The organism is Spirillospora sp. NPDC047279 (genome assembly GCF_040643285.1).
Taxonomy (GTDB): Bacteria; Actinomycetota; Actinomycetes; order Streptosporangiales; family Streptosporangiaceae; genus Spirillospora.
The window spans coordinates 476,796-491,324 of sequence record NZ_JBEYUA010000002.1 but is presented as its reverse complement, the minus strand read 5'-3'; the positions used below and the strand labels follow the sequence as shown (position 1 = coordinate 491,324).

Sequence of the window (14,529 nt, the reverse complement as noted above, 5' to 3'; positions counted from 1 at the left end):
ACGTGTGTCTGAGGAACGCTGTGTCTGAGGAACGCTGTGTCTGAGGAACGCTGTGTCTGAGGAACGCTGTGTCTGAGGAACGCTGTGTCTGAGGAACGCTGTGTCTGAGGAACGCCGCCTGGGAAGCGTCGCGTCAGAGGGCGACGAAGGTCAGGCCGCGCTTCTTGAGGCGGGGGATGGCGCCGCGCAGAGCCTTGACGGTCTGCGACCGGTCGCCGCCGCCGTCGTGGCAGAGCAGCACGTCGCCCGCGCGGCACTTGGTCAGCGCGCGGCGGATGCTGCCCACGCCGGGCCGCGCCCAGTCGCGCGGGTCGACGGCCCAATCAACCGGGAGCATGCCGTGCTCGCCGATGACGTCCATGGTCGCGGGCGACCAGTTGCCGCCCGGCGCGCGGAAGAACGTCGGCACGACGCCGGTGACCTGCCCGATCCGGGTCTGCGCCTCGACGATCTCCTGGCGCACCTTCCTGGTCGAGAGCCGCCCGAGTGACAGCGGGTGGGACATGGTGTGGTTGCACACCTGGTGCCCCGCGTCGGCGATGCGCCGGGTGAGCTGCGGGTACTCGACGACCTGCTCGCCGATGATGAAGAACGTCGCGCGCACCTCGTGCTCGGCCAGCAGGTCGAGCACCTGAGGGGTGTACTCCGGGTGCGGGCCGTCGTCGATGGTCAGCGCGATCGTCTTGGGGGGCGGCGGGGGTACGAGGGTCTTGAGGTCGCGGATCGGCTTGCGCGGCTTGGCCGCGGTCACCCGGGCCGGAGTCCAGGACGGGGGCCGCGGCGCCGGCGGCGGGGCGGGCGGCGCGGGGTGCGCCGGCACCGGGACGACGGTGGCCGGCGGCTGCGCTCCGGGCGGCGCGGTGGTCGACGCCGGCGACGGATGGATGACCGCGCGCGGTCGCGGCACCGGCGTCGCGGCCGGTGCGCCGGCCGGTGCGTCGGCGAGCACGCTGTCGGCTCCCAGCGCGAAGAAGCCGGCGGCGCCCATCAGTCCGAGCGCTCTCCGGCGAGACGGCGGACTCGACTCGGTAACCCCCACAAGTCAACGTTATCGGGGTTTGTGGGACTTACGTGTCAGGTGTCAGATCACAATCACCCCAATTGAGACATCGATCTGTCCTCGCGGATGGTTCAGGAGGACGCGATGAACGCGGCACCGGCCGTCGGACCACTGCTCGGCCTGGTGCTGGTCGTGCTCACGGCGGCCGCCGCCCTCCTGGTGCGGCTCGGCGGGCTCGGCCCCGGCCGGGAGGTGTGCGTCGCGGCGATGCGCGCGACCGCCCAGCTCGCCGCCGTGTCACTGCTCATCGCGGCAGTCCTGCGGAGCGCCGGATGGACGGCGCTGTTCGTGGCGGGCATGGTCGTGGTCGCCGCCGCGACCGCGGGCGGCCGGATCACCGGGTCGATGCGCGGCCGGGCCTGGTGGGCGGCGCTGCCGATCCTCGCCGGGGTGGGGCCCGTCCTGGCGTTCCTGCTGGCGTCCACGCTGGTGCCACTGCGCCCGGTGGCGGTGCTGCCGATCGCGGGCATCTTCGTCGGCGGGGCGATGACCGCGTGCGCGATGACCGGCCGCCGGGCGCTGGACGAGCTGCGCACCCGGCGCGGGGAGTACGAGGGCGGGCTGGCGCTCGGGCTGTTGCCCCGCGACGCCGCGCTCGAAGTCTGCCGCGAGGCGGCCGTCCTCGCGCTGGTGCCCGTTCTGGACCAGACGCGCACGGTCGGGCTCGTCACGCTGCCCGGCGCGTTCGTCGGCGTGCTGCTGGGCGGCGCCGACCCGGTCGAGGCGGGCGCCACCCAGCTGCTCGTGCTCATCGGCCTGCTCGCGATCGAGGCGATCGCGGCGCTGATCACCCTCGAACTGGTCGCGACGGGCCGCCTCGCGGCGACCGCCGGCGACGGCCGCTAGCCCGTATCGGCCCGCGGGGTCGTCGACGCGGGTGATCGGTGGCTAGCCGACGGCGGCGAGGGCGTCGATCTCGACGAGCATCTCCGGCAGGGGCAGGTCGACGAAGACGGTGGTCCGCGCCGGCAGGACGCCGCTGGGGGAGTGCTCCTTGACGAACTCCTCGTACACCTCGTTCATCAGCGGGAAGTCCTCGCGCCTGGTCAGGTAGCAGCGGAACATCACCACGTCGTCGATGCCCGCGCCGCCCGCCTCCAGGATGGCCTTGACGTTCTCCAGGGTCCGCCGCGTCTGCGCCTTCACGTCGCCCTCGTGGACGAACGCGCCGGTGCCCGGCTCCATGGAGCCCTGACCGGAGACCTGGAGGAGCGGCCCCTTGCGGACCCCCTGCGAGTACACCGGCAGGGGCGGCGGGGCGGCGTCGGTCCTGATCGCGGTCTTGTCGCTCACACTCTCTCCTTGTCGTCATCCATGTCGTGATCCATGTCGTGATCCATGTCGCCGTCCAAGTCGCCGTCTTCGTCTATGCCCACGGCGTCATCCACGGCCGGCGTCGTATCCGCAGTCGGCGGAGATGGCCCGCGTCGTGGCGAGCAGCTCCGGCACCAACTCCAGCACCTGCTCGCGATTCAACACGACGTCCGGAACGGAGATCGACGCGGCCGCGATGACGCCGCCCCCGGCGTCGCGGATCGGGGCGGCGACGCAGCGGATGAACGCCTCGTGCTCGGCGTCGTCCACCGCGTGCCCGCGCTCGGCGACCCGGCGCAGCTCGGCCAGCAGCTCGTCCGGGCCGCGCACGGTGCGCTCGGTGTGCCGGACGTAGTCGAGGCCCGCCGCGATCTCCCTGCGCCGCCGTTCCGGCAGGTCCGCGAGCAGGACCTTGGCGATCGCGGTGGCGTGCAGCGGCATCGCCAGGCCCACCCGCGAGTACATGCGGATGGCGTGCCGCGAGTCGTACTTGTCGAGGTAGACGACCTCGCCGCCCTCGTACACCCCGAGGTGGACGGTGTGCCCGGTCGCCTCGTTGAGCCGCGCCAGGTGCGGCCCGGCGATGGCGCGGACGCCGCGCTGCTCCAGCGCCGCGGCGGACAGCGCGAACAGCCGCGACCCGAGATGGAACCGGTGGCCGTCGTCGCGGCGCACGAAACGTTCGTCCTCGAGGGTGCGCACCAGCCGCAGCACCGTCGTCTTGTGCACGCCGACCTTCGCGGCGAGCTGGTCCAGCGTGCGCGGCCCCTCGCCCAGCTCGACCATGATCTGGAGCGCTCGCCCCACGCTCTGGCTCATCCTCCGCGGCCTCCCCCTGAATCCGTTCCCCTGCCCGTGACGCCGCCCGTGACGCCGCCCGTGACGCCGCCCGCGGCGGTCACGGTGGTCGCCGCCCACTCGTCCGGCGACGCGTCGAGCAGCGCCCGGACGAGCGGCGCCGCCGGCGGCGGGCCGTGGTCGCCGTGGACGACGAGCGTCGACGCCGCGGTGAGGTGCCCGAGCCGCAGGCACCGCCGGCGGTCGTCGCCGCGCAGCGTACCGGCGAGGTACCCGGCGGCGAAGGCGTCTCCGGCACCGACCGGCTCGACCGCCTCGACGCGCAGCGCCGGCTCGCTCACCGGCACCGCCCGCGGGCCGTGGGGGATCGCGATGGCGTGGCGGGCGTCGTCCTTGACCACGAGCGTCGCTGGATCGGGCAGGAGCGCGCGCAGCTCCGCCGGGTCGCCGGTGCCGAACACCGCCCGTGCCTCGTCGGCGCCGAGCAGCACGATGTCGGCCGCGTTGAGCAGCGGGCGCAGCACCGCGGGGTCGGCGCCGCGCCACAGGGCCGGGCGCCAGTTGAGGTCGAAGCTCACCAGCTGGGTGCGCGTCCGGTCGGCGACGAGCGTCCGGACGAGGTCGAGGGCGCCGGCCGAGAGCGCGGCGGTGATGCCCGAAAGGTGGATCAGGTCCGCGTGCGACAGCAGGCGGGTGACGGCGGGCTCGTCGAGGAGGGCGGGGGCCAGCGCCGACCCCGCCGACCCCGCGCGGTAGTAGTGCAGGACGCTGCCGCCCGGCCCGGCCTCTTTGACGTAGAGGCCGGTGGGGCGGCCGGGGTCGACCGTCACGCCGCTGGTGTCGACGTCGGCGGCGGTCAGTTCGCGGACGATGCGGCGGCCGAACCCGTCGTCCCCGACCCGGCCGATCCAGGCCGCCGGCACGCCGAGCGCGGCCAGGCCGCGGGCCACGTTGGCCTCGGCGCCGCCGATCGCGGGCGTGAACGCGCGCACGTCCTCGAGCGGTCCGGGCTGGTCGGGGAGGAGGGCGGCCATCGTTTCGCCTATGCACACGGCCTCGGGCAAGCGTTCCATTGGGCCTTCCCCCATCCGGCGGCCGTTGACCTCGACGCTGCGGCGATGCTACAACCGCAGAAGCACATAGTGCAATCAGCATTGCACTATGTGCAACATTGGAGGTCAGGATGGGTAACGGAATCGACGACCGCGCCGTCGACGCCCAGCGCACCGAGCGCCTCGACTGGCGCTTCAAGGCGATTCCGGCCACCGCCCACGGAATGACGGCCGAGGAGTACCTCGGCGGCAGGCCGCCGCTCGACGAGTTCGGTACCCCGCTTCTCACGCTCGACGCCTCCGCGCTCGATCACAACGTGCGGCTGATGGCGGACTGGACGGAACGTGCCGGCGTACGCCTCGCACCGCACGGCAAGACGACGATGGCGCCCGCGTTGTGGCGGCGGCAGCTCGACGCCGGGGCCTGGGGCGTCACCCTCGCCAACCTGCCGCAGCTGCGCGTCGCACGGGCCTTCGGTGTACGGCGCCTCCTCCTGGCGAACGCGCTGGTCGACCCGGCCGGGCTCGCCTGGATCGGCGGCCAGCTCGACACCGACCCGGACTTCACGTTCATCTCCTGGGTCGACTCGGTGCGCACGGCCGAGCTGATGGACGAGGCGCTGCGGGCCGCGCGCGTCCAGCGGGCCGTGCACGTGTGCGTCGAGCTCGGCGGGCCGCACGGCCGCACCGGCGCGCGGGACGAGGAGACGGCGCTGGCCGTCGCCGAGGCGGTGCGCAAGGCGCCGTCGCTGCGGCTGGCCGGGCTGGGCGGGTACGAGGGGGCGCTCGCGCACGACGCCACGGACGAGGGCCGCGCGGCCGTCGACGCCTACCTGCGCAGGCTGGCCGACCTCCACGGGCGGTTGCCGTACGAGACGGACGAGCCCATCGTCACCGCCGGCGGCAGCTCGTACTTCGACCAGGTCGCCGAGGTGCTCTCGGGTCTGGACGGCTGCGAGGTCGTGCTGCGCTCGGGCGCGTACATCGTCCACGACGACGGCTTCTACCGCCAGATCTCGCCCTTCGCGCGCGGTGCGGACGGGGAGCGGTTCCGCTCGGCCATGCACGGCTGGGGCCGGGTCGTGTCCCGCCCCGAACCCGCACTGGCCCTGCTCGACACCGGCAAGCGCGACCTGCCGTTCGACGAGGGCATGCCGGAGCCGCAGCTCGTGTGCGGCGCCGGACCCAAGGCCGTCTCCGGCGCGCGCGTGACGGCGATGAACGACCAGCACACGTTCCTCGAAGGCGGCGAGGTCGCGGTCGGCGACATCGTCCGGCTGGGCCTCTCCCATCCCTGCACGGCGATCGACAAATGGACGCTGATCCCGGTCGTGGACGACGCGGACGCCGAGCGTCCCGTCGTGGTCGACCTGATCCGGACCTGGTTCTGATGCCCGGCCTGGTGATCCGCGGCGCGACGGTCGTCGACGGCACCGGCGCGCCGGGCCGCGTCGCCGACGTGCGGGTGGACGGCGGCCGGATCGCCGAGATCGGCACCGGCCTGTCGGGCGGCCGCACGATCGACGCCGGCGGGCTGGTGCTCGCGCCCGGCTTCATCGACATGCACGCCCACTCCGACCTGGCGCTGCTCGCCGAACCCGACCACCTCGCCAAGGTGAGCCAGGGCGTGACCTGCGAGGTCATCGGCCAGGACGGCATGTCGTACGCGCCCGTCGACGACACGACGCTCCCGGTGATGCGGCAGACGATCGCCGGGTGGAACGGCGACCCGCCCGGCTTCGACTGGAACTGGCGCGGCGTCGGCGAGTACCTCGACCGGCTCGACGCGGGCATCGCCGTCAACGCCTGCTACCTCGTGCCGCAGGGCGCGGTGCGCATGCTCGCGATGGGCTGGGACGACCGGCCGCCGACCGGCGCGGAGCTCGACCGGCAGCGCGAGCTGGTCGCCACCGGCATGCGCGAGGGCGCCGTCGGGATGTCCAGCGGCCTGACCTACGTGCCGGGCATGTACGCCGGCGACGACGAGCTGACCGAGCTGTGCCGGGTGGTCGCCGCGCACGGCGGCTTCTACGCCCCGCACCACCGTTCGTACGGCGCGGGCGCGCTGGAGGCGTACGCCGACATGGTCGAGGTGTCGCGCCGGTCGGGGTGCCCGCTGCACCTCGCCCACGCCACGATGAACTTCGGGGTCAACCGCGGCCGCGCACCCGACCTGCTGCGGCTGCTGGACGAGGCCATCGCGGACGGCTGCGACATCAGCCTCGACACCTACCCGTACCTGCCCGGCGCGACGACGCTGGCCGCACTCCTGCCGAGCTGGGCGTCCGAGGGCGGTCCCGCGGCCGCCCTCGCCCGGCTCGCCGATCCGGGCACGAGCGAACGCATCCGGCACACCATGGAGGTCGAGGGCTCCGACGGATGCCACGGCGTGCCGTCGGAGTGGGAGACGATCGAGATCTCCGGATCGCGGGACCGGGCCGTGGTCGGCCGGACCATCGCCGGCCTGGCCGACGAGACCGGGCGGCCCGCGTTCGAGATCTACCGCGAACGGCTGATCGCCGACGAGCTGTCGACCACGATCCTCCAGCACGTCGGGCACGAGGAGAACGTCCGGGCCATCATGCGGCACCCCGCGCACACCGGCGGCAGCGACGGGCTGCTGGCCCCGGCCAAGCCGCACCCGCGCGCCTGGGGCACGTTCCCCCGCTACCTCGGCCACTACGTGCGCGAGCTCGGCGTGCTCTCGCTGGAGGAGTGCGTCGCCCACCTGACCGGACGGGCGGCGCGGCGCCTCAAGCTCGCCGACCGCGGCCTCGTCCGCCCGGGACACCACGCCGACCTCGTGGTGTTCGACCCCGCCTCGGTACGCGCCACGGCCACGTTCGCCGAACCGCGCCGCCAGGCCGAGGGCATCCCCCACGTCTTCGTCGGCGGCGTCGCGGTCATCGGGGACGGCCGGCCCACCGGTGCGCTGCCGGGCCGGTCGTTGCGGCGCACGCCCGACGGAGTCACCCGCTAGCCGGCCCCTCCATCCGTCCGCTCCCGACCCCTGCTCCCCGCTCCCCCGAAGGGCACTCCATGGTCAACTGGCTGCAACACGAGACGGGAGGCCTGCTGACGCTCTGCGCGCTGGCCATCGCCCTCCTGCTCGTCCTCATCATCAAGGTCAAGCTCGAACCGTTCATCTCGCTGCTGATCTGCGGGCTGCTGCTCGGACTCGCCGCCGGCCTCAGCGTCGAGCAGCTCGTCGGCACCGCGCTGAGTGCGAAGACCTCGCTGCTGGAGACCGGATTCGGGGCCATCCTCGGGCACATCGCACCGATCATCGGGCTCGGCACGATCCTCGGCGCGATCCTGGAGGCCTCGCGCGGCGCCGACGTGCTGACGCGCAAGCTGCTCGGCGTCTTCGGCGAACGCGGCGCGCCGCTCGCCATGGGCCTCGCCGGGATCATCTTCGGGATCCCGGTCTTCTTCGACATCGGGATCTTCGTCCTGGCGCCGCTGGTCTACGTGACCGCCAAGCGCGGCGGCCGCTCCCTCGTGCTGTACGCGATGCCGCTGTTGGCCGGGCTCTCGATGACGCACGCCTTCCTGCCGCCGCACCCCGGCCCGGTGGCGGCCTCCGGTTTCCTCGGGGTCTCGCTGGGCTGGCTCATCGTCATGGGCCTGGTCTGCGGCATCCCCGCGTTCCTGGCGGCGGGCGTGGCCTGGGGCGCGTGGATCGGCAAGCGCATCTTCGTCGAGGTCCCCGAGGACTTCATCGTCGCCGAGGAGGAGGCTCGGGCGGAGGCCGCGGAGAAGGGCGTCGAACGCACCGAGCCCTCGTTGAGCCTGGTGCTCGGGATCATCGCGGTCCCGCTCGTGCTGATCCTGCTCGCCACGTTCGGCACGGTGTGGTGGGAGGACAGCCCGGCGCTGCCGGTGCTGACCTTCTTCGGCAACCCGGCCGTGGCGCTCACCATCGCGGTGCTGCTCGCCATGTGGCTGCTCGGCCTGCGGCGCGGCTTCTCCGCCAGGGAACTGCAGGACCTGTCGTCCAAGTCGCTCCGGCCGATCGGCATGATCCTTCTGGTGGTCGGTGCGGGCGCGTTCTTCGGCGCGGTCATCTCGGCCACCGGGGTCGGCAAGGCGCTGGCCTCGGCGATGTCGGACGCGGGACTGCCGCTGATCGTGCTCGCGTACCTGATCAGCTGCGGGCTGCGGCTCGCGCAGGGGTCGGCGACCGTCGCCATCGCGACCACGAGCGGCATCGTCGCCCCGCTGCTGAAGGGCGAGGACTTCTCGCAACCCCACATCGCCCTGATCGCGGTCGCCATCTCGGCCGGCTCGATCATCGCGTCGCACGTGAACGACGGCGGCTTCTGGATCGTCTCCCGCTACTTCAACATGTCGGTCCGCGACACGCTCAAGACGTGGACCGTGCTGGAGACCATCCTCTCGGTGGTCGGCTTCGCCGTCGCCGCGCTGCTCAGCGTGTTCATCTAGCCCTGTCTCGCCCCTCCATCCCGCCCGCACCGCCCGCCCGCTCCGTCCGCCCGCATAGCCCGTCAGTCCGCCCGCACTGCCCGCCCGACCGCACCGTCCGCCGGGACACCACGGCCGGGCGGTGCGGCCGGGCGGTGCGGCGGCGGTCAGCGGGCGATGAGCTGCCGGACCAGGGCCATGATCGGGGCCTGGAGGGCGGGGAGCCCGGCGAGGTCGCCCTCCGCGACCTTGCCGGTGACCAGCGCGGCCACGCCGCCCACGACCATGCGGCAGGCGAACTCCGGGTCGGGGAGGAGGTGCCAGCGTTCGTCCTCCAGCAGGACGCCGTTGACCAGCTCGACGAAGCGGCGCTGGATCTCGAACCGGCGGGCGGCGGCGGCCGGGCCGGCGGCGTAGACCTCGAACAGGAAGGTGCGGGCCCGCGCCGGGTCGGAGGCCAGCCCGTTCAGGTACGCGGAGAGGATCAGCTCGAAACGTTCCAGCACCGGGACCTCGGTCGACCCGGCCGACTTCGCGGCGACCTCCAGGAGCAACGCCGCGCCCTCTTCGAACGCGGTCAGGAAGCACGCCTGCTTGTCGGAGAAGTGCTCGTAGAAGGTCTCCCGGGAGATCCGGGCGCGCTTGAGGACGTCGGCCACGGAGGTGTGGACGTACCCCTTCTCGGCGACCACCTCGATGATGCCCTGCAACAGGCGTTCACGCTGGGACGCGACGACCTGCTCGCGGGTGAGGTGATGGCGTCCCCGTGGCAACGCTTCATAGCCCGGGAAATCCACGTGACAAAGTTACCAATCGGTCGGCCCGGACGACAGAGAACAATCTCGTACGTCACGAACATTTGTGTTCGTGAAGGTGTTAACGTCATCGCATCGGGGGCGGTCGCCCAGATGCCGTGGAGTTGGGCGGGCGACCCGACGATCGGAGCCCGGCGCAGCGGGCTCGTGGTGACCACTCCGCATGTGCAGGGCGCCACGGGGGCCGCGCTGCCGAGCGCGTGGGGACACCGCGTCTCGCTGACCCCGTCGCCGGGCTGATCGTGCTAGCGCCGGATTCAGGGCAGCAGGCCCGCGCGGCGTGCCGCGGTGACGGCCTCCAGCCGGGTGTGGCTGTCGAGCTTGCGCATGGCCGACCGCAGATAGCTCTTGACCGTCTCGGGCAGCAGCCCCAGGCGTTGCGCCGCCTCGGCGTTGGTGCAGCCGATCGCCACGTACGACAGCACGTCCAGCTCGCGCGGCGAGAGGGCGGGGCCGGGCGGCGGGGCGTCGCACCGTACCGGCCGCTCGTCCTGCTCGGTCGCCGACGCCAGCCGGACCGAGGCCTCGAGCAGCCGTGCCTTCACCGCCGGATCGGTGATCTGGTCGGCGAGACCGCGCAGCTCGGCGTGCACGGCGCGCACCTCCTCCCAGCGCGCGGCCGCGGCGGCGATGTCGGCCGCCTCGGGGGACCGCCCGGCCCGTCCGAGGCGGGCGAGGGCCTCGTCGGCCTCGTCACGCACGGCCAGTTCCTGTTCGAGGTCGCGGGCGGTCTCGACGGCCGACGCGATCACCCGGTCGGCCAGCGACAGCGGCTCGCGCAACGCCCCGTACAGGACGCCGCGCACCTGCCGGCGCACCACGATCGGCACCGCCACCACCGACAGCAGGCCCTCCTTGGCCACCGGGGTGTCGTAGTCGTGGCTGATCGTGGTCGCGTGCGGATAGTCGCTCACCCAGACCGGACGGCCCAGCGCCATGGCCTTGCCGCCCAGCCCCGACCCCTGCCTGATCACCAGCCCGGACAACGCCCCGGTGGTGTTGCCGACCATCTCGGTGATCTGGAAGCTCGCCCGCGCCCGTCCGGCCAGCGCACCGCCGAACACCACCGGGAGCCCGGTGCTCCGGTGAAGTGACAGCACGGCGGCGCGGACCGCGCCGGCATCGTCGCCCATGCACGTCAGCATGCCTCCCTGCGCTCTCCTTCACCAGACCCGGCACGCCGCCGCAGCACGCACGCCGCCATGCCCCGCACGCCGCCGCACCCGGCACGCCGCTCGCTTCGGCGCACTGCCCGCCCCGGTACGCCGCCCGCTCCGGCACACGACCGGCGTCCGTCAGGCGTGCCGCGTCCGTCAGGCGTGCCGCGCCCGTCAGGCGTGCCGCGCCCGTCAGGCGTGCCGCGCCCGTCAGGCGTGCTGGGCCCGTCAGGCGTGCCGCGTCCCGGCGGCGTCCGACAACCCGAGCAGGTCGATGGACTCGGCGCGCATCTGGACCTTCCGGACCTTGCCGGTGACCGTCATCGGGAACTCGTCCACGACGTGCACGTACCGCGGGATCTTGTAGTGCGCGAGCCGGCCCGAGCAGAACGTGCGCAACGTCTCGGTGGTGAGCGGCTCGGCGCCGGGGCGCAGCCGCACCCACGCCATCAGCTCCTCGCCGTACTTGAGGTCGGGGACGCCGACCACCTGCGCGTCCACGATGTCGGGGTGGGTGTAGAGGAACTCCTCGATCTCCCGCGGATAGACGTTCTCACCGCCCCGGATCACCATGTCCTTGATCCGCCCGGTGATGTTGACGTAGCCGTGCTCGTCCATCACCGCCAGGTCGCCGGTGTGCATCCAGCGCGCGTGGTCGATCGCCTCGGCGGTCTTGTCCGGCTCGCGCCAGTAGCCGAGCATCACCGAGTAGCCGCGGGTGCAGAGCTCGCCGGGCGTGCCGCGCGGCACGGTCACCCCGGTCGCCGGGTCGATGACCTTGACCTCCAGATGCGGGTGCACGGTGCCGACCGTCGACACCCGGCGGTCGAGGGAGTCGTCGGCGCGGGTCTGCGTGGACACCGGCGAGGTCTCGGTCATGCCGTAGCAGATCGTGACCTCGTCCATCCCCATACGTTCGATGACCTGCCTCATCACCTCGACCGGGCACGGCGAGCCCGCCATGATGCCGGTCCGCAGCGAGGACAGGTCGTACGACGCGAAGTCCGGCTCGTTGAGCTCGGCGATGAACATCGTCGGGACGCCGTAGAGCGAGGTGCAGGCCTCGGCGGCGACGGCCTCCAGCGTGGCCTTCGGGTCGAACGCGGGCGCCGGGATCACCACGCAGGCGCCGTGGCTGGTGGCCGCCAGGTTGCCCATGACCATGCCGAAGCAGTGGTAGAAGGGCACCGGGACGCAGACGCGGTCCTCCTCGTCGTACCCGCACAGCTCGCCGACGAAGAAGCCGTTGTTGAGGATGTTGTGGTGCGACAGCGTGGCGCCCTTCGGGAAGCCGGTCGTGCCGCTCGTGTACTGGATGTTGATCGGGTCGTCGGGGCCGAGCGTGGCGGCGACGTCGGCCAGCCGCGCACGGTCGGCGCGCGTGCCCGCCTCGACGACGGCGATCCACGACCGCTCGCCGATCAGCAGCACGTCCTTGAGGTCGGGGCAGTTCGGCCGCACCTCTTCGATCATGGCCGCGTAGTCGGAGGTCTTGAACGCGGGCGCCGCGACCAGCGTCCGGATGCCGGCCTGGTCGAGCACGTACTCCAGTTCGTGCACGCGGTAGGCCGGGTTGATGGTGACCAGGATCGCGCCGATCTTTGCCGTGGCGTACTGGACGAACGTCCACTCCGCGCAGTTGGGCGCCCAGATGCCGACGCGGTCGCCCTTGCCGACGCCGAGTTCGAGCAGGCCGAGCGCGACGGACTCCACCGTCTCGGCGAGCTGCGCGTACGACCAGCGCCGCCCGGTGGCACGTTCGACGAGCGCGTCGCGGTCGGGGTACGCGGCGACGGTGCGGTCGAGGTTCGCGCCGATCGTGTCGCCGAGCAGCGGGGTGGCGGACGGGCCGGAGGCGTACGAGAACGACGCCGCCGAGTGGGGTGAGGCCGAGTAGGGCGCGGTCGTCATCGCAGGTCCTCCTCGCGGAACTCGCCCTCGGGCCGGGCCTCGGCGTCGGGGTGCTTGCCCACCTCGCTCGCGCGCAGCTCGACCCGGCGGATCTTGCCCGAGATGGTCTTGGGCAGCTCGGTGGTGAACTCCAGCAGCCGCAGCCGTTTGTAGGCCGACAGCTGGGCCCGCCCGTGCGCGAAGATCGACGCCGCCGTCTCGGCGGTCGGCTCCCAGCCCGCGGCGAGCGTCACGTACGCCTTGGGCACGGCCAGCCGTACCGGATCGGGCGAGGGCACCACCGCGGCCTCCGCGACCGCCTCGTGCTCGATCAGCACGCTCTCCAGCTCGAACGGGGAGATCTTGTAGTCGGACGCCTTGAAGACGTCGTCGGCGCGGCCCACGTAGGTGATGTAGCCGTCGTCGTCGCGCGCGCCGATGTCGCCGGTGCGGTAGTAGCCGCCCGCCATCGCCTCGTCCGTGCGCGCGTCGTCGCCGTGGTAGGCCTTCATCAGGCCGAGCGGGCGGTCGTCGAGGTCGAGGCAGATCTCGCCCTCCTCGGCGGGCCGCCCGGTGAGCGGGTCGAGCAGCGTCACGCGGTATCCGGGCGCCGGCCGTCCCATCGAGCCGAGCGTGACCGGCTGGCCGGGGCTGTTGGCGATCTGCACGGTGGTCTCGGTCTGCCCGAAGCCGTCGCGGATCGTCACGCCCCACGCCGCCTTGACCCGTTCGATCACCTCGGGGTTGAGCGGCTCGCCCGCCGCCACCACCTCGCGCGGCGGTGTCTCCAGCCGGGAGAGGTCGGACTGGATCAGCATCCGCCAGACGGTCGGCGGCGCGCAGAAGCTGGTGACGCCGCAGCGGTCGAGCTCGCGCAGCAGCCGGTCGGCGTCGAAGCGGGTGTAGTTGAAGATGAAGACGCACGCCTCGGCGTTCCAGGGCGCGAAGACGTTGCTCCACGCGTGCTTGGCCCAGCCGGGCGAGGAGATGTTGAGGTGCACGTCGCCGGGGCGCAGGCCGATCCAGTACATGGTCGACAGATGGCCCGCCGGGTAGGAGGCGTGCGTGTGCTCGACCAGCTTGGGCTGCGCGGTCGTCCCGGACGTGAAGTAGAGCAGCAGCGTGTCGCCGGCCATCGTGGTGCCGTACGGGGTGAACTCGGCGGGCTTGTCGTAGGCGGCCTCGTACGACGTCCAGCCCGCGACGGGGGAGCCGACCGCGATGCGGGTGTACTCGCCGGGCACCTCGTCGAACTTGCCGGTCTCGGCCGCGCCCGCCACCACGTGCCGCGCCCTGCCGCGCGTCAGCCGGTCGCGCAGGTCGGCCGGGCCGAGCAGCGGCGTGGCCGGGATGATCACCGCGCCGAGCTTCATCGCGGCCAGGATCGTCTCCCACAGCTCGACCTGGTTGCCGAGCATCACGATGATCCGGTCGCCGCGCCGCACGCCGCTCGCGCGCAGGTGGTTGGCCACCTGGTTGGACCGCCGGGACAGGTCGGCGAACGAGAAGCGCGCCTCCGAGCCGTCCTCCTCGACGATCCAGAGCGCGGGCGCGTCGTTGCCGGCGGCGATCGCGTCGAACCAGTCCAGGGCCCAGTTGAACCCGGTGAGGACGGGCCAGCGGAACTTCTCGTACGCCGTGGCGTAGTCCTCTCGATGGGCGAGCAGGAAGTCGCGGGCGGCCCGGAACTCGACTGCGGGCATGGTTCCTCCTCGTCACCGCGTGCTACCGGTCAGACAGGATCGTTGGACAGGACTGTGACGGGCGCCACCCCCGAACGGGGGTGGCCGGGCCCGTCAGGACCCCTGTCAGCCATGCCCAGCGGCCGTGCCCTTCAGTCCTGTCCGGCGATCAGTCGTGCTCGGCGACGAAGGTGGCGCGCAGGAGCACGGCCATGTGGTCGCCCAGGCGCTCCGGCGTCCGGCCGCGATCGGTCAGCAGGTCTCCGCGACGCCGTTGGAGATCCGCGCGAGCACCATGTCGGTGGCGGTCTCGACGTCCACCCGGGGGCCGGCCCC

12 protein-coding genes are annotated in these 14,529 nt (G+C 72.7%); 4 read left to right on the top strand and 8 right to left on the bottom strand.

Features of this window, described 5'->3' with window-relative positions; translation table 11 throughout:
- Positions 1-133: 133 nt before the first annotated feature.
- Complete coding sequence (locus ABZ810_RS06480; protein ID WP_358399964.1) at positions 134-988, bottom strand: polysaccharide deacetylase family protein; 855 nt, start codon at positions 986-988, stop codon at positions 134-136.
- A 156-nt stretch (positions 989-1,144) separates the two neighbouring features.
- On the opposite strand from ABZ810_RS06480, the gene ABZ810_RS06475 reads away from it, so the two are divergent.
- Positions 1,145-1,906, top strand: a complete 762-nt coding sequence (locus ABZ810_RS06475) for an ABC transporter permease (RefSeq protein WP_358399961.1) — start codon at positions 1,145-1,147, stop codon at positions 1,904-1,906.
- Between the two features lie 42 nt (positions 1,907-1,948).
- Here the strand turns inward: ABZ810_RS06475 and ABZ810_RS06470 are convergent, their stop codons facing one another.
- From ABZ810_RS06470 to ABZ810_RS06460, 3 genes are all read right to left on the bottom strand, one after another.
- On the bottom strand, positions 1,949-2,353 hold the full coding sequence (locus ABZ810_RS06470; RefSeq protein ID WP_358399959.1) for a RidA family protein: 405 nt from the start codon (positions 2,351-2,353) through the stop codon (positions 1,949-1,951).
- A gap of 87 nt (positions 2,354-2,440) precedes the next feature.
- Complete coding sequence (locus tag ABZ810_RS06465; RefSeq protein WP_358399957.1) at positions 2,441-3,193, bottom strand: IclR family transcriptional regulator; 753 nt, start codon at positions 3,191-3,193, stop codon at positions 2,441-2,443.
- A complete protein-coding gene (locus ABZ810_RS06460; protein WP_358399955.1) occupies positions 3,190-4,245 on the bottom strand; it encodes a sugar kinase in 1,056 nt (351 codons plus the stop codon). Before ABZ810_RS06460 ends, ABZ810_RS06465 begins: the two co-directional genes overlap by 4 nt.
- A 110-nt stretch (positions 4,246-4,355) precedes the next feature.
- Here ABZ810_RS06460 and ABZ810_RS06455 point away from each other — a divergent pair, with 110 nt between their 5' ends.
- From ABZ810_RS06455 to ABZ810_RS06445, 3 genes are read left to right on the top strand one after another with little or no spacing between them, the layout of a single operon-like run.
- Positions 4,356-5,615 carry an amino acid deaminase gene (locus ABZ810_RS06455; RefSeq protein ID WP_358399953.1) on the top strand — a complete coding sequence of 420 codons (1,260 nt, stop codon included), beginning with the start codon at positions 4,356-4,358 and terminating at the stop codon, positions 5,613-5,615.
- Positions 5,615-7,204: a D-aminoacylase gene (locus ABZ810_RS06450; RefSeq protein ID WP_358399952.1), complete on the top strand. Its 1,590-nt coding sequence runs from the start codon at positions 5,615-5,617 to the stop codon at positions 7,202-7,204. Before ABZ810_RS06455 ends, ABZ810_RS06450 begins: the two co-directional genes overlap by 1 nt.
- Before the next feature lie 59 nt (positions 7,205-7,263).
- Positions 7,264-8,670 carry a gluconate:H+ symporter gene (locus ABZ810_RS06445; RefSeq protein WP_358399949.1) on the top strand — a complete coding sequence of 469 codons (1,407 nt, stop codon included), beginning with the start codon at positions 7,264-7,266 and terminating at the stop codon, positions 8,668-8,670.
- Between the two features lie 146 nt (positions 8,671-8,816).
- Here the strand turns inward: ABZ810_RS06445 and ABZ810_RS06440 are convergent, their stop codons facing one another.
- The 4 genes from ABZ810_RS06440 to ABZ810_RS06425 all read right to left on the bottom strand — a co-directional run bounded on the left by ABZ810_RS06440 (position 8,817) and on the right by ABZ810_RS06425 (position 14,214).
- A complete protein-coding gene (locus ABZ810_RS06440) occupies positions 8,817-9,446 on the bottom strand; it encodes a TetR/AcrR family transcriptional regulator (RefSeq protein WP_358399947.1) in 630 nt (209 codons plus the stop codon).
- A 275-nt stretch (positions 9,447-9,721) separates the two neighbouring features.
- The gene (locus ABZ810_RS06435; RefSeq protein WP_358399944.1) at positions 9,722-10,597 is read right to left on the bottom strand and encodes a LuxR C-terminal-related transcriptional regulator; all 876 of its coding nucleotides are present in this window, start codon (positions 10,595-10,597) and stop codon (positions 9,722-9,724) included.
- 252 nt (positions 10,598-10,849) lie between these two features.
- Positions 10,850-12,532 (bottom strand): AMP-binding protein, encoded by a 1,683-nt coding sequence (locus tag ABZ810_RS06430; protein WP_358399942.1) that lies wholly within the window; start codon positions 12,530-12,532, stop codon positions 10,850-10,852.
- The gene (locus ABZ810_RS06425; protein WP_358399939.1) at positions 12,529-14,214 is read right to left on the bottom strand and encodes an AMP-binding protein; all 1,686 of its coding nucleotides are present in this window, start codon (positions 14,212-14,214) and stop codon (positions 12,529-12,531) included. Before ABZ810_RS06425 ends, ABZ810_RS06430 begins: the two co-directional genes overlap by 4 nt.
- Between the last annotated feature and the right edge of the window lie 315 nt (positions 14,215-14,529).

Bases quoted from the DNA above. Each gene is read 5' to 3' on its own strand.
- ABZ810_RS06480 (WP_358399964.1), bottom strand. From the start codon at position 988: ATGGGCGCCGCCGGCTTCTTCGCGCTGGGAGCCGACAGCGTGCTCGCC.
- ABZ810_RS06475 (WP_358399961.1), top strand. From the start codon at position 1,145: ATGAACGCGGCACCGGCCGTCGGACCACTGCTCGGCCTGGTGCTGGTC.
- ABZ810_RS06465 (WP_358399957.1), bottom strand. From the start codon at position 3,193: ATGAGCCAGAGCGTGGGGCGAGCGCTCCAGATCATGGTCGAGCTGGGC.
- ABZ810_RS06460 (WP_358399955.1), bottom strand. From the start codon at position 4,245: ATGGAACGCTTGCCCGAGGCCGTGTGCATAGGCGAAACGATGGCCGCC.
- ABZ810_RS06455 (WP_358399953.1), top strand. From the start codon at position 4,356: ATGGGTAACGGAATCGACGACCGCGCCGTCGACGCCCAGCGCACCGAG.
- ABZ810_RS06450 (WP_358399952.1), top strand. From the start codon at position 5,615: ATGCCCGGCCTGGTGATCCGCGGCGCGACGGTCGTCGACGGCACCGGC.
- ABZ810_RS06445 (WP_358399949.1), top strand. From the start codon at position 7,264: ATGGTCAACTGGCTGCAACACGAGACGGGAGGCCTGCTGACGCTCTGC.
- ABZ810_RS06435 (WP_358399944.1), bottom strand. From the start codon at position 10,597: ATGGGCGACGATGCCGGCGCGGTCCGCGCCGCCGTGCTGTCACTTCAC.
- ABZ810_RS06430 (WP_358399942.1), bottom strand. From the start codon at position 12,532: ATGACGACCGCGCCCTACTCGGCCTCACCCCACTCGGCGGCGTCGTTC.
- ABZ810_RS06425 (WP_358399939.1), bottom strand. From the start codon at position 14,214: ATGCCCGCAGTCGAGTTCCGGGCCGCCCGCGACTTCCTGCTCGCCCAT.